Origin of the sequence: Streptomyces phaeolivaceus (assembly GCF_009184865.1) — a bacterium.
Classification (GTDB): Bacteria; Actinomycetota; Actinomycetes; order Streptomycetales; family Streptomycetaceae; genus Streptomyces; species Streptomyces phaeolivaceus.
Window position 1 is genome coordinate 2,909,256 of record NZ_CP045096.1, and the last position, 12,799, is coordinate 2,922,054.

Genomic DNA, 12,799 nt, shown 5'->3' on the forward strand with positions numbered 1-12,799 from the left:
TCAGCCCTGCCGCAGCGGTATCGCCAGGTCCACCACCTGCCGTCCCTTCGGGAAGGCGCCCGCCGGGCTCGCCTTCCCCGTCAGCAGGTCGACGCCGAAGAGTCGATTCCCCGTCACCGCGTACCCGGCGTTCACCCCGCCGCCCGTCGAGCTGTAGATGTCGAATCCGGAGGACGGCGGGGCGTCGACGCCGAGGTTGCCGGTGGGCGCGAGGCTGCCCGTGTTGGCCGGGGACTGGACCGACACCCGGTCCTGGGCGGTGTCGAGGTCGAAGAGGGTGGTCGCCGTCGTGGTGTCGAGGTCGTTGTTGGTGTACGCCGCCCCGGTCACCCCCTGGGCCGTGACACCGGCCGTGGCGGGCGGCACCGGCGGGTTGGTCAGGGTGCCGTCGACGGCTGTGGTACCGGCGGCCGGGGCGCCCTGGGCGTCGTCGAGGTTGTGGCGGAGGTTCTGGCCGGTGTCGCTGATCACCCTCAGACGGTTGGCGGCGGGGTTGAAGTCCACCCCGTACGCCTTGCCCCGGAGGGCGACCGTGAGCTGGGAGACCTTGGTGGCCTTGGCGCCCACCTCGCGGATCGTGTAGATGCCGCCCCGGTCGCCGACGCCGTACAGCTTGTTGTTCTGGACGCGGTAGTCGATGCCGACGAGCCTTGTGTCGCCCTTGAGGCCGTCCAGCCTGCCGAGCGGGACGGCGGCGGCCGGCTTGTCGACGCGGAAGACGACGAGCCGCTGGTCGGCGGTGAGCCCGACGGCCTTCAGGCCTCCGGGCACCTTCGCCCCACCGCCCGGAGCGCCCCCCTTGGACTCGACGGACTCGACGGACTCGACACCGGCCCCGAGACCGGCGGAGCCGTCCTGCGAGCCCTCGGCCGACGCCGACGACCCGGACGACCCGGACGATCCAGATGATGCCGACGATCCGGATGACCCGGATGACCCGGATGATCCGCCCAGCGCTCCCGCCCCGACCGCGCCGACCGTCCCGATCGCCACCGCCATCGTGAGTACGCCGATGATCGCTTGCTTGCGCATATACGCCCCCGTGATCCGCTCGGCCCGCCCCCTGCGGGCCGTATGCCCCCTTCTTCGGCGCGGGCGCGGGTCCGGATTGGTCACCTACGGGAATTGTCATTCCGTTGGACACGATTCATCCGCTCTCGGAGAATTTGCGGGGTGACCATACGTATCGCCACCTTCAACGCCGAGAACCTCTTCCGCCGGCCGACGGTGTTCGGCCTCGACGACGACGCGCGGCGCAAGGAGGTCCTGGACGACTTCACCGAACTGGTCGCTCTCCTCGGCAAGGAGATCTACCAGGAGGCGGACAGGGCGCGGATCGCCGAGCTGATCGTGAAGCACGACGCGCACGACTCGAACCCGGGCAGCCGCCGACCGTTCCTCGTCAACCAGCCCCGGGGCGGCGCCAAGCTCTACACGGTGTCCACGACGGGCGGCCCGGCCATCAAGATCGTCGCCAAGGGGCGGCCCAAGTGGTCCGGTTGGGCCGAGCTGGTGCGCGGTGACATCAGCTGGGACGCGGTGGAGAACACCGCCCGGGTGATAGCCGAGGTGGACGCGGACATCCTGCTCACCGTGGAGGTCGAGGACCGGCTCACCCTGGACCGCTTCAACACCCAGGTGCTGGGCGGCACGCTGGGGCACGACCCGTACCCGTTCAATCTGCTCGTCGACGGCAACGACAGCCGGGGAATCGACGTCGGCATCCTCAGCCGCTTCCCGGTCACCTCCGTGCGGTCGCACATCTTCGACCTCGGCGACAACGGCACGCCGGTGTTCAGCCGGGACTGCCCCGAGTTCGAGGTGGAGGTCGGCGACGAGCCGCTGTGGATCCTCGGCAACCACTTCAAGAGCAAGGGCTTCGGCAAGGCCTCCGAGAACGACAAACGCCGCAGGGCGCAGGCCAGGCGGGTCAGGGAGATCTACGAGGCCGCGCTCGCCCGCTCGTCACGGGTCGTCGTCGCCGGCGACCTCAACGACTCCCTCGCGAGTCCCCCCATCAAGCTCCTCCTCGACGCGGGTCTGCGCGAGGCCATGACCCACGACAGCTACGGCACCCAGCCCCCCGGCACCCACGGCACCGGCAAGCGCGACGAACAGAAGCTCGACTACCTCATGTTCAGCCCCGAGTTGTGGGACCGGGTGACGCACGTCGGCGTGGAGCGCCGGGGCATCTGGGCCCCGAGAACCTTCGAGTCCTTCACCACGGTCACGTCGAAACTCGACCAGGCCTCGGACCACGCGGCCCTCTTCGCCGACCTGGACCTGTGAACACACAGTTCCCCGGCCCACCACGGGGGCGCGGGGAACTGCGCGACCGGCCACGACGAACCCGCGGCCGCTCAATCACCTGAACAAGGCAACCCCTCAGGCGCCCACGAGCCGACCCGCGAGGTAACCCTCGATCTGGTCCAGGGAAACCCGCTCCTGCTTCATCGAGTCCCGCTCACGCACGGTCACCGCGTTGTCGTCGAGCGTGTCGAAGTCGACCGTCACGCAGTACGGCGTACCGATCTCGTCCTGGCGGCGGTAACGGCGCCCGATCGCGCCCGCGTCGTCGAAGTCGATGTTCCAGTTCTGCCGCAGCGCCGCCGCGAGCCCCTTCGCCTTCGGGGACAGCTCGGGGTTGCGGGACAGCGGGAGCACCGCCACCTTCACCGGCGCGATGCGGTGGTCGAGCCGCAGCACCGTCCGCTTCTCCAGCTTGCCCTTGGCGTTGGGCGCCTCGTCCTCGGTGTACGCGTCGAGGAGGAAGGCCAGCATCGTGCGGCCGACACCGGCGGCCGGCTCGATGACGTACGGCGTGTACCGCTCGCTCGACTCCTGGTCGTAGTACGACAGGTCCTGGCCGGAGGCCTTGGAGTGGGCGGAGAGGTCGAAGTCGGTGCGGTTGGCGACGCCCTCCAGCTCACCCCACTCGTTGCCGCCGAACTGGAAGCGGTACTCGATGTCGGCGGTGCGCTTGGAGTAGTGGGAGAGCTTCTCCTGCGGGTGGTCGTACCACCGCATGTTCTCCTCGCGCAGACCCAGGCCGGTGTACCAGTTCCACCGCTCCTGCATCCAGTACTCCTGCCACTTCTCGTCCTCGCCCGGCTTGACGAAGAACTCCATCTCCATCTGCTCGAACTCGCGGGTGCGGAAGATGAAGTTGCCGGGCGTGATCTCGTTGCGGAAGGACTTGCCCATCTGCGCGATGCCGAACGGCGGCTTGCGGCGCGAGGTGGTCTGCACCTGGGCGAAGTTGGTGAAGATGCCCTGGGCGGTCTCGGGACGCAGATACGCGACGGAGCCGGTGTCCTGGGTGGGGCCGAGGTGCGTGGAGAGCAGACCCGAGAACTGCTTGGGCTCGGTGAACTGGCCCTTGGTGCCACAGTTGGGGCAGTTGACGTCCGCGAGGCCGTTCTCCGGGAGACGGCCCTTCTTCGCCTCGTACGCCTCCTCCAGGTGGTCCGCGCGGAACCGCTTGTGGCAGGAGGTGCACTCGGTGAGCGGGTCGGAGAAGGTGGCGACGTGGCCGGAGGCGACCCAGACCTCGGGGGCCAGGATGACGGACGAGTCGATACCGACCACGTCCTCGCGCGACGTCACCATGTAGCGCCACCACTGACGCTTGATGTTCTCCTTGAGCTCGACACCCAGCGGTCCGTAGTCCCAGGCGGCACGCTGGCCGCCGTAGATCTCGCTGCACGGGAATACGAAGCCACGGCGCTTGCTCAGGCTGACGATGGTGTCGATCTTGTCGGCGGCCACGGTGCTCTCTTCATTACGACGACGGGCGACGAAGCGATGCGCTCCGGGAGGGAAGCGAACGCGCTTCAGAGCGAATGCCTCAGATTACCGGCGGAGGCCGCCCCGCAATCAAATCGGTTCGGTTCGGTTCGGTGTCAGACCGGACATAGGCCTTACCAAGGGCTTACCACCCGGCTTGTTGACAATCGTTTCCAGATAAGATGAAAATGACTGTCATGAACGCAGTACGACGACGAGTCCTGATACCCGCGGCGGCGACCGCGGCCGCCGCCCTGAGCCTCACCACGCTCTCGGCCTGCTCCACCGACAGTGCCGCCGCCGGCAACACGGACAGGTTCGACGTCGTCGCGTCGTTCTACCCGATGGCCTTCCTCGCCGAGCAGATCGGCGGGAAGTACGTGAACGTCACCAGTCTGACCGAACCCGGCCAGGAGCCGCACGACCTGGAGATCAGCGCCAAGCAGACCGCCGCGCTCCAGGAGTCGGACGCCGTGCTCTACCTCAAGGGTCTCCAGCCCTCCGTGGACGACGCGGTCGCGCAGTCCGGGCTCAAGACGAGGATCGACGCCGCCACGCTGACCACCATGGAGCACCACGGCAACGAGGTCGGCGGCCACTCGGCCGAGCACGACGAGCACGAGAACGAGGAGCTGGCGGGCAACGACCCCCACATCTGGCTCGACCCCGTGAAGTACGCCGAGGTCGCCAAGGGTGTCGGCGCGGCCTTCGAGAAGGCCGACCCCGACCACGCGGACACCTACAAGACCAACACCGAGGCCCTGGTCATGAAGCTGGGCGCGCTGGACGACCAGTTCGAGAACGGCCTGAAGAACACGGACACCAAGGTATTCATCACCACGCACGCCGCGTTCGGCTACCTCGCCGAGCGCTACGGTCTCACCGAGGAGGCCATCTCCGGTCTCGACCCCGAGTCCGAGCCGAGTGCCGCGCGGGTCAAGGAACTTGAGAAGATGGCGAAGGCCGACGGTGTGACCACGGTGTTCTACGAGACACTCGTCAGCGACAAGACCGCGAAGACCATCGCCGCCGACGCGAACCTCAAGACGGACGTCCTCGACCCGATCGAGGGCATCACCGAGAAGTCGCGCGGCAAGGACTACTTCTCGGTCCAGGAAGCCAACCTCAAGGCCCTCCGCAGCGCCCTGGGAGCCAAATGACCTTGTCGATCATCCGGAGGCAGCAGGCATGAGCGAGCCCGTCATCTCGTTGCGCGGAGTCCGCGCCGAACTGGGCTCGCGCACCGTCCTGCGCGGCATCGACCTCACCGTGAACCGCGGTGAGGTCGTCGCGCTGCTCGGCGCCAACGGCTCCGGCAAGTCCACCGCCGTACGCACCGTGATCGGTCAAGTGCCGGTCAGCGAGGGCGAGATCGAGCTGTTCGGCACCCCCCGGCGCCGCTTCCGCGACTGGCGGCGCCTCGGCTACGTACCGCAGCGCACCACGGCGGCGGGCGGTGTCCCGGCGACGGTGACGGAGATCGTGGCCTCGGGCCGGCTCTCCCGCACCCGCCTCGGCATCCTGCGCGGGGCCGACCACGAGGCGATCCGGCACGCCCTGGAGCTGGTCGGCATGGCGGACCGCGCCAAGGACTCGGTGAACGCCCTCTCCGGCGGCCAGCACCAGCGCGTCCTGATCGCCCGCGCGCTCGCCTCCGAACCCGAACTGCTGATCATGGACGAGCCGATGGCGGGCGTCGACCTGGCCAGCCAGGAGGTGCTCGCCGAGACGCTCCGGGGACAGGTCGAGCGCGGTACGACCGTGCTGCTGGTCCTGCACGAACTGGGCCCGCTGGAGCCGCTGATCGACCGTGCGGTGGTCCTCCGCGACGGCTGTGTGACGCACGACGGCCCGCCCCCGAAGGCGGTCGGCCAGCACGCGCTGCCCGGCCACGACCACGTCCACCCGCACGCGGCACCGGGCACGGAGCCGCTCCGCACGGGCCTGCTGAGCTGAGAAGACGAAGGCATACGACCATGGAATTCCTCGACTACGCCTTCATGCAGCGGGCCCTGCTCGCCGCCGTCCTCGTCGGCGTCACCGCCCCCGCGATCGGCATCTACCTCGTCCAGCGCCGCCAGGCCCTCATGGGCGACGGCATCGGCCATGTCGCGATGACCGGCGTCGGCCTCGGCTTCATGCTCTCCTGGTCACCGGTGTGGATGGCGACGCTGGTGTCCGTGGTCGGCGCGGTGGTCATGGAACTGATCCGCTGGTACGGGAAGACCCGCGGCGACATCGCGCTCGCCATGCTCTTCTACGGCGGTATGGCGGGCGGTGTGATGCTCATCAACCTCGCGCCCGGCGGCACCAACGCCAATCTGATGTCGTTCCTCTTCGGTTCGCTGTCGACCGTGTCACAGGAGGACATCACCGCGATCTGTGTGCTGGCCGCGTTCGTGATCGTGATGACGCTGGCGCTGCGGCGGCAGCTGTTCGCGGTCAGTCAGGACGAGGAGTTCGCCCGGGTCACCGGTCTGCCGGTGCGCGCGCTGAACCTGCTGACGGCGGTCACGGCGGCGGTGACCGTGACGGTCGCCATGCGTGTCGTCGGTCTGCTGCTGGTGTCCGCGCTGATGGTCGTCCCCGTGGCCGCCGCGCAGCAGCTGACCCGCAGTTTCGCGGCGACCTTCGCGGTCGCGGTCGCCATCGGGGTCTCGGTGACCATCGGCGGCACGGTCACCTCGTACTACCAGGACGTGCCGCCCGGCGCGACGATCGTGCTGCTCGCCATCGCCGCGTTCATGGCGCTGACCGCGTTGGCGGCCCCGCTGGCCAGGAGGCGGGCGAAGGCGCTGGAGGCGGCGGCCGGCGACCCGGCGGAGTGTGTGATCCCGGGGCCCCGGGACGCGGCCGGGGCGGGGGTGGCCAGGGACACGGTTCCGACCGCCCGGGGCCCCGTCGAGGGGGCCACGGGATGACCGGCGTCTGACCGGGGTCCGTGCGGACTGGCACAATGGCCCCCGCAAGACCGCTACGTGAGGAGGCAACGGTGACGACCGCCGGACCCGTACGAGGTCGTTCCACCCGGCAGCGGGCGGCCGTGGCCGCGGCACTCGACGAGGTCGACGAGTTCCGCAGCGCCCAGGAACTCCACGACATGCTCAAGCACAAGGGCGACTCGGTGGGGCTCACCACCGTCTACCGCACGCTCCAGTCCCTCGCCGACGCGGGCGAGGTCGATGTCCTGCGCACCTCCGACGGCGAGTCCGTCTACCGCCGCTGCTCGACCGGCGAGCACCACCACCACCTGGTCTGCCGGGTCTGCGGCAAGGCCGTCGAGGTGGAGGGCCCGGCGGTCGAGAAGTGGGCCGACGCGATCGCCGCCGAACACGGCTTCGTGAACGTCGCCCACACGGTGGAGATCTTCGGCACCTGCGCGGAGTGCGCGGCAAAGTAACCCGAGTTCCGGCCCGGGGCTGGGCCGGGTGGGCGTCGATGCCGCCGCGCGAGGTCCGGCGGGCGTCGCCGCCGCCGCGCGGGCCCGGGGTTTCCGGCGGCACCTCGCCGTTGCGGGCACGGGCCGCCGTTCCGCAGCGCCCGCCCGCGCATGCCGCCTTCAGGCGCCCGGCGCCCACCCTCGGGCTCTCGCCGTTCAGACCCCGCCGGGGCTCCCAGTCCGGCGGCGCCCGGCGCGCGTCGGCGGCGCCGCGCAAGGCCCGAGGCTCCAGGCGGCGCCTGCGCGCTCGGTCGGCCCACGCCAGGATCTGCCCCTGCCCCCGCCCGCTGCCCCGTCCGTCCCGCAGCGCCCTCCCCCGGCGGCAGCCTTCAGGCGCCCGCCGGGCGCCCCCTTCGCCGCCCGTCCGTACGCTCTCGCGTCTCAGATGCCCGAGTGGCTCGTCAGGTGCGTCGTCGTCGGTGTCCCGGTCGGGGGCATCGGGCGGCGGACGGTGGTGAAGAGGCGGGAGAGGAGGGCCGAGCGGCCCTGGTCGGCGGCGTTCGGGGCGAGGGCGGCGACGCCCGCGTGGAGCCACTGGTCCCAGTCCGGCCGGTCGGCCGGGGCCAGGCGGCCGTGGGCCTCGGCCATGTCCAGGATCCTGGTGCCTATCTGGGTCGCCATCGAGCCACCGTGGAAGCGGTAGCGGCTGCCGATGACTCCGAGGTGACAGACCTCCGCCCGCCCGCCGGCCAGGGCGATGGAGATGTTGAGGAAGGCCTCCACCCCGAAGTCCGCCGGCAGCGGGGCGGCGCGCAGCAGCCGGGTCCGGACGGCACGGTAGCCGGTGAGCGCGTTGGCGCCGAGATGGCCGACCTCCGGGAAGAACCGGGCGGTGAGCGGCTCGTAGATGGTGAAGGTCGACGCCAGGATGGTGCCGGGGTGGTCGTACTCGTAGTCGCCGACCACATGGTCCGCCGTACCGCCGGCCGCGGCCTCGCGCAGCAGCGCGGGCACGTTCCGCTCCGAGGTGGCGAGGTCCGCGTCCAGGAAGCACGTCCACTCGCTGTCGACCGCCGACACGGCCAGCCGCATGGCCGCGCCCTTGCCGAGCGGGCCGCCGATCACCTCCGCGCCCGCCTCACGGGCCCGCCGGGCCGTGTCGTCGGTCGAGCCGCTGTCGACGACCAGCACCCGGTCGCCGGGCCGTGCGGCGGCGAGGGCCTGACCGACGATCGTGGCCACCATGGCCTCTTCGTCGTGTGCCGGAATCACGAACGCGAACAAGCGGAACCCCCGTGGAAGATCGAACAGTTGCTCGTGATCTTCAAGTGCTGGCGCCCACGGCCTATTCCCGGTGGTCCCGCCCGAAGCAGCGCTCCAGCTCGTTCAGTTCGTAGAAGGAACTGTTCCTCGACACCGGCCGGCAACCGCTCTTGAAGGCGGTCTCCTTCTCGTTGTAGAACATGCGCACGAGATACGTGGACCCCTTCCTGAAGACGTCCCACTGGATGTTCGCGCCCAGCGGCGCCACGTCCGCCCCGCGCCAGGCGTTGTCGCCGTAGGTGTACGGCCGGGCCTCGGTGACCCCCTTCGTGCTGCCGGGCAGACCCATCAGCGCGGCCAGCGGGATGATCTCCTCGGCGTGGGTGAACCGCAGTTCGGCGCCGAGCTTGCTCGTGCCGTCGCGCTTGGCCTCGACCTGCTTGAAGAAGTCGTCGAGCAGGACGTTCGCCATCTTGTAGGTGATGTCGCTGTCGGCGAAGCTCGGGCCCTTCTCGTAGAAGTCCTCGACGTCCCCGAGGTAGCCGAACCAGGCGGCGTCGGCTTGCGAGATGTACCGGTTCATCCCCCAGCCCTTGCCGCCGGGGCTCTCCTCGCTCATCGCGGGAGCGATGGCGTAAAGGTTGTAGACGGCCTCGGCGGCGTCGACGGCGCTGCCGGTCGAGGCGAACTCACCGGCCTCGATCCGCTTCACGAAGGCCGGCTTGAAGATCTTCTTCAGGACGCTCGTGGCGGCGCGGGCGGTGGCCGGCTGGTCCTTGATGCCCTTCAGCGTGTCCGCGAGCCGCTGGTCGTTCGCCAGCCAGGTCTGATAGGCGGCGCCGCCCGAGGACTTGTGGAAGTACAGCAGGTCCTTGTCGGTGCGGGTGGGCCCGATGAGCGGCTTGACGGCCGGGGCGGCGTCCCCGAGGGCGGCGGCGAAGGTGTTGCCGCTGTCGACGGCCCGGCCCTGGCCGGAGCTGACCACGTCGATCTTCCCCGCGCTCCCGGGGTTCTCGGCGATCCGCTGGAACAGGCCCGGCAGCCGCTTCTCCAGCCGGGTGGCCGTGTCGCGCATCTCCTGCTTGCCGCGTCCGCTGAGGTTGCCGTAGCCGACCTTGGCCATGGCCGCTTCGAGCGCCCGCACCTCGGGGCCGAACTTCCGCCCGCGCGAGGTGAGTTGCCCCTCGCTCTCGGCCTTGTCCCACAGGGCGAGGATCAGATCGCCGTCCGAGCTGTCGGTGGCGGAGCGCGAGCCGTGCCGGGAGACGTTCTCGGTGAACACCGGGACGAAGCCCTTGGGCGCGCTCTGGTACGAGCGGGCGTTCTGCCGCGGCGCGTACGTGGCCTTCGTCCCGTAGGAGAGGGTGGTGGCCGAGGTGTGTCCGGGGGCGGCCTGCGCGGACAGCGGGGCGAGCAGCAGGGCGCCGAGCCCGAGGGCCACGGCGGCGGTGGTGCGTCTCATGGTGGGACCGTTCCGTCATGTCAGGGGAGAGGCAAAACAGGGGAGAACCGGGGGAAAGGGCGATCCGGGGATCTCCCCCATGTTTCGCGGACGACATGAACGCGCCATGACTGAAAAGTATGGTTCGCCCCAAGCGCCTCACAGGCGTGTGCCAAGCGCCGAGGCCGGAGCCGGGGCGCGTGGGCTCCGCTCAGCAGGACGAAGGTGTGCGGGGTCTCCGTGTACCGGGACACCTGGGACCAGCGGGCCGGGCGCTCGGTCCCGTGGTCGTGCCGGACGGTCACGCCCCACGGGTCCGGGACGGTGCGGGACAGCAGGACGAGTCCGACGACCGCGGCGACCGGTGTCACGAGGGCCTGGGCGTCGGGCGTACCGCCGAGGGCGAGGGCCAGGGCCGTCGCGAGCACGCCCGCTCCGGCGGAGAACCACAGCGGGCCCCGCCCTCAACAGCCGGCTACCGAGGCGCGCTCGGACGCGCGGACCGCCTCGCGGAAGTCACCGGCCACCGCCCGGTACACCAGCTCGACGTTCTCCCCTGCGGGCCCTGGGACCCCTGCGGCTCCAGCGGCCCCGCCCGCCCCACCGGCCCCACCGCCCCCACCGGCCTCCGCCAATGTCAGTCCTCCGTCCGGCCTTCCATCGCGCTCTCCATCGCCACCAGTTCCTCGTTCGGGATCGCGCCGCCGAAGCGGCGGTCGCGGGAGGCGAACTCCACGCAGGCGCGCCACAGATCACGGCGGTCGAAGTCCGGCCACAGCACGTCCTGGAAGACCATCTCGGCGTAGGCGCTCTGCCAGAGCAGGTAGTTGGAGGTGCGCTGCTCGCCGCTGGGGCGCAGGAACAGGTCCACGTCCGGCATGTCCGGGTAGTAGAGGTACTTCGCGAAGGTCTTCTCATTGACCTTGGAGGGGTCCAGCCGCCCCGCGCGGATGTCCTCGGCGAGCGCCTGCGCCGCGTCGGCGATCTCGGCCCGGCCGCCGTAGTTCATGCAGAAGTACAGCGTCAGCAGGTTGTTGTCCTTGGTCTGCTCCTGCGCGACCTGGAGTTCCTTGGCGACCGACTTCCACAGCTTGGGCATCCGGCCCACCCAGCGGACCCGGATGCCCAGTGCGTCGAGCTGGTCGCGGGTCTTGCGGATGAAGTCACGGTTGAAGTTCATCAGGAAGCGGACCTCGTCGGGCGAGCGCTTCCAGTTCTCGGTGGAGAAGGCGTACAGGGAGATGTTGCGCACACCGATCTCGATCGACCCCTGGAGGACGTCGAGCACGCGCTCGGCGCCGACCTTGTGGCCCTCGGTGCGCGGCAGCCCGCGCTCCTTGGCCCAGCGGCCGTTGCCGTCCATGACGATCGCCACATGCTTGGGGACCAGCTCGCCGGGGAGCTTGGGCGCGCGGGCGCCGGACGGGTGCGGTGTCGGTGCCTCGTACTCGCGGCGCTGACGCCCCAGGAACCCGCGTACCACCATGTGCTTCTCGTCTCCTCTGTACCGCTGTACCGCTGATGACTTACGACGTACGGTCTACGACTTTTCCACGTAGCGCAGGGAACGCAGGCCGCGCTCCAGGTGCCAGTGCAGATAGGCGGACACCAGCCCGCTGCCCTCCCGCACATGCCGCGGCTCGCTCGCGTCCGCGGTCTCCCAGTCTCCCGTAAGAAGCGCGGCGAGCAGTTCCAGCGTCTGCGGCGAGGGTACGACGCTGCCGGGCACCCGGCAGTCCACGCAGACGGAGCCTCCGGCGGCGACGGAGAAGAACCGGTTGGGGCCGGGCATGCCGCACTTGGCGCAGTCGCTGAAGCTGGGGGCGTAGCCGTTGACGGCGAGGGAGCGCAGCAGGAAGGCGTCGAGGACGAGGTGCGGGGCGTGCTCCCCGTTGGCGAGGGTGCGCAGCCCGCCGACGAGCAGCAGATACTGCTGCACGGCGGGCTCGCCCTCGTGGTCCGTGAACCGCTCGGCCGTCTCCAGCATGGCCGTGCCGGCGGTGTAGCGGGCGTAGTCGCTGACGATGCCGCCGCCGTAGGGAGCGATGGTCTCGCTCTGGGTGCACAACGGCAGCCCCCGGCCGATCAACTCGCTGCCCCGGGCGAAGAACTGCACGTCCACATGCGAGAAGGGTTCGAGCCGCGCCCCGAACTTCGACTTCGTCCGCCGCACCCCCCGCGCCACCGCCCGCACCCGCCCGTGCCCACGAGTGAGCAGCGTGATGATCCGGTCCGCCTCACCCAGCTTCTGGGTGCGCAGCACCACGCCGTCGTCGCGGAAGAGACTCATCGCGCGCCCCCGGGGGACTCCTGCTGGGGGTACGGGGGTCGGCCCCCGGGAGACCACAGCATGATCCGGTCCGCCTCACCCAGCCTCTGGGTGCGCAGCACCACGCCGTCGTCGCGGAACAGGCTCATGGCGTCCATTCTCGCCTACGGTCGGGCCGCGGCGGGACCTCGGTCCGCGGTCACCTCTTCAAGGGACCTCGCCCCGGCTGCGGGCGTTCTCGTACGCGGTGGCCGCGCGGAGCCGTTCTATGGTCGTGGCGGCGCGTACGGCCTCGGGGGCGCAGTCCCACTCGCGGCCTCCGCCGACCGGCCGCAGCTGTACGTACGGGCCCTCGTGGCCCATGACCCGGCCGACCCTGCCGGTGCGGATGTCGACCGCGTAGGTGCCGATCACCGGCTTCTTCCCGTTACCGCTCACCGCAGGGCCGCCGCCGAAATGGCCGGTACGGGCAGAACAATTCCCGCCCTCCCGGCCGTCCGCCGCAATTCCTCCACCGATTCCTCCGCCTCTTCGACGAGCCCGCCGAGTGTCGTCCCCCGGGCCCTTCCCCCCACTGCCTTCACGGTGCTCCCCCACACCATCGAATTTCACTCTTCGCGTCCCCCCGGTGACCTGCTGTGTCTAAACTCGGCGGGAGTCT

General features: G+C 70.2%; 13 protein-coding genes. 5 read left to right on the plus strand and 8 right to left on the minus strand.

Features of this window, described 5'->3' with window-relative positions; translation table 11 throughout:
- Window positions 1–1,032, minus strand: coding sequence for a DUF4394 domain-containing protein (locus tag F9278_RS13580; protein ID WP_152168563.1), 1,032 nt, complete (start codon window positions 1,030–1,032; stop codon window positions 1–3).
- A 141-nt stretch (window positions 1,033–1,173) separates the two neighbouring features.
- Here F9278_RS13580 and F9278_RS13585 point away from each other — a divergent pair, with 141 nt between their 5' ends.
- Window positions 1,174–2,289 (plus strand): endonuclease/exonuclease/phosphatase family protein, encoded by a 1,116-nt coding sequence (locus tag F9278_RS13585; RefSeq protein ID WP_152168564.1) that lies wholly within the window; start codon window positions 1,174–1,176, stop codon window positions 2,287–2,289.
- A gap of 96 nt (window positions 2,290–2,385) precedes the next feature.
- Here F9278_RS13585 and F9278_RS13590 read toward each other — a convergent pair whose 3' ends face one another.
- Window positions 2,386–3,768: a glycine--tRNA ligase gene (locus F9278_RS13590; RefSeq protein ID WP_152168565.1), complete on the minus strand. Its 1,383-nt coding sequence runs from the start codon at window positions 3,766–3,768 to the stop codon at window positions 2,386–2,388.
- Between the two features lie 215 nt (window positions 3,769–3,983).
- Between F9278_RS13590 and F9278_RS13595 the strand changes: the two genes are divergently transcribed.
- The 4 genes from F9278_RS13595 (at window position 3,984) to F9278_RS13610 (ending at window position 7,186) form a co-directional block, all read left to right on the plus strand.
- Complete coding sequence (locus F9278_RS13595) at window positions 3,984–4,946, plus strand: metal ABC transporter substrate-binding protein (protein WP_152168566.1); 963 nt, start codon at window positions 3,984–3,986, stop codon at window positions 4,944–4,946.
- A gap of 28 nt (window positions 4,947–4,974) precedes the next feature.
- A complete protein-coding gene (locus F9278_RS13600; protein WP_152168567.1) occupies window positions 4,975–5,742 on the plus strand; it encodes a metal ABC transporter ATP-binding protein in 768 nt (255 codons plus the stop codon).
- Window positions 5,743–5,762: 20 nt separating this feature from the next.
- Window positions 5,763–6,707, plus strand: coding sequence for a metal ABC transporter permease (locus F9278_RS13605; protein WP_152168568.1), 945 nt, complete (start codon window positions 5,763–5,765; stop codon window positions 6,705–6,707).
- Window positions 6,708–6,778: 71 nt separating this feature from the next.
- A complete protein-coding gene (locus tag F9278_RS13610; RefSeq protein WP_152168569.1) occupies window positions 6,779–7,186 on the plus strand; it encodes a Fur family transcriptional regulator in 408 nt (135 codons plus the stop codon).
- 420 nt (window positions 7,187–7,606) lie between these two features.
- Here the strand turns inward: F9278_RS13610 and F9278_RS13615 are convergent, their stop codons facing one another.
- The 6 genes from F9278_RS13615 to F9278_RS13640 all read right to left on the minus strand — a co-directional run bounded on the left by F9278_RS13615 (window position 7,607) and on the right by F9278_RS13640 (window position 12,576).
- The gene (locus F9278_RS13615) at window positions 7,607–8,437 is read right to left on the minus strand and encodes a glycosyltransferase family 2 protein (RefSeq protein ID WP_226967288.1); all 831 of its coding nucleotides are present in this window, start codon (window positions 8,435–8,437) and stop codon (window positions 7,607–7,609) included.
- A gap of 73 nt (window positions 8,438–8,510) precedes the next feature.
- Window positions 8,511–9,890: a histidine-type phosphatase gene (locus F9278_RS13620; RefSeq protein ID WP_152168571.1), complete on the minus strand. Its 1,380-nt coding sequence runs from the start codon at window positions 9,888–9,890 to the stop codon at window positions 8,511–8,513.
- Window positions 9,891–10,506: 616 nt separating this feature from the next.
- Complete coding sequence (locus F9278_RS13630) at window positions 10,507–11,355, minus strand: isoprenyl transferase (RefSeq protein ID WP_152168572.1); 849 nt, start codon at window positions 11,353–11,355, stop codon at window positions 10,507–10,509.
- 54 nt (window positions 11,356–11,409) lie between these two features.
- Window positions 11,410–12,159 (minus strand): DNA repair protein RecO, encoded by a 750-nt coding sequence (gene recO, locus F9278_RS13635; RefSeq protein WP_152168573.1) that lies wholly within the window; start codon window positions 12,157–12,159, stop codon window positions 11,410–11,412.
- Window positions 12,156–12,287 carry a hypothetical protein gene (locus F9278_RS48460; protein WP_319023156.1) on the minus strand — a complete coding sequence of 44 codons (132 nt, stop codon included), beginning with the start codon at window positions 12,285–12,287 and terminating at the stop codon, window positions 12,156–12,158. The genes recO and F9278_RS48460 overlap by 4 nt, the downstream gene beginning before the upstream one ends.
- Window positions 12,288–12,345: 58 nt before the next feature.
- Window positions 12,346–12,576 carry a hypothetical protein gene (locus F9278_RS13640; RefSeq protein ID WP_152168574.1) on the minus strand — a complete coding sequence of 77 codons (231 nt, stop codon included), beginning with the start codon at window positions 12,574–12,576 and terminating at the stop codon, window positions 12,346–12,348.
- Window positions 12,577–12,799 lie beyond the last annotated feature (223 nt).

Bases quoted from the DNA above. Each gene is read 5' to 3' on its own strand.
- F9278_RS13580 (WP_152168563.1), bottom strand. From the start codon at position 1,032: ATGCGCAAGCAAGCGATCATCGGCGTACTCACGATGGCGGTGGCGATC.
- F9278_RS13595 (WP_152168566.1), top strand. From the start codon at position 3,984: ATGAACGCAGTACGACGACGAGTCCTGATACCCGCGGCGGCGACCGCG.
- F9278_RS13600 (WP_152168567.1), top strand. From the start codon at position 4,975: ATGAGCGAGCCCGTCATCTCGTTGCGCGGAGTCCGCGCCGAACTGGGC.
- F9278_RS13605 (WP_152168568.1), top strand. From the start codon at position 5,763: ATGGAATTCCTCGACTACGCCTTCATGCAGCGGGCCCTGCTCGCCGCC.
- F9278_RS13620 (WP_152168571.1), bottom strand. From the start codon at position 9,890: ATGAGACGCACCACCGCCGCCGTGGCCCTCGGGCTCGGCGCCCTGCTG.
- F9278_RS13630 (WP_152168572.1), bottom strand. From the start codon at position 11,355: ATGGTGGTACGCGGGTTCCTGGGGCGTCAGCGCCGCGAGTACGAGGCA.
- recO (WP_152168573.1), bottom strand. From the start codon at position 12,159: ATGAGTCTCTTCCGCGACGACGGCGTGGTGCTGCGCACCCAGAAGCTG.
- F9278_RS48460 (WP_319023156.1), bottom strand. From the start codon at position 12,287: ATGAGCCTGTTCCGCGACGACGGCGTGGTGCTGCGCACCCAGAGGCTG.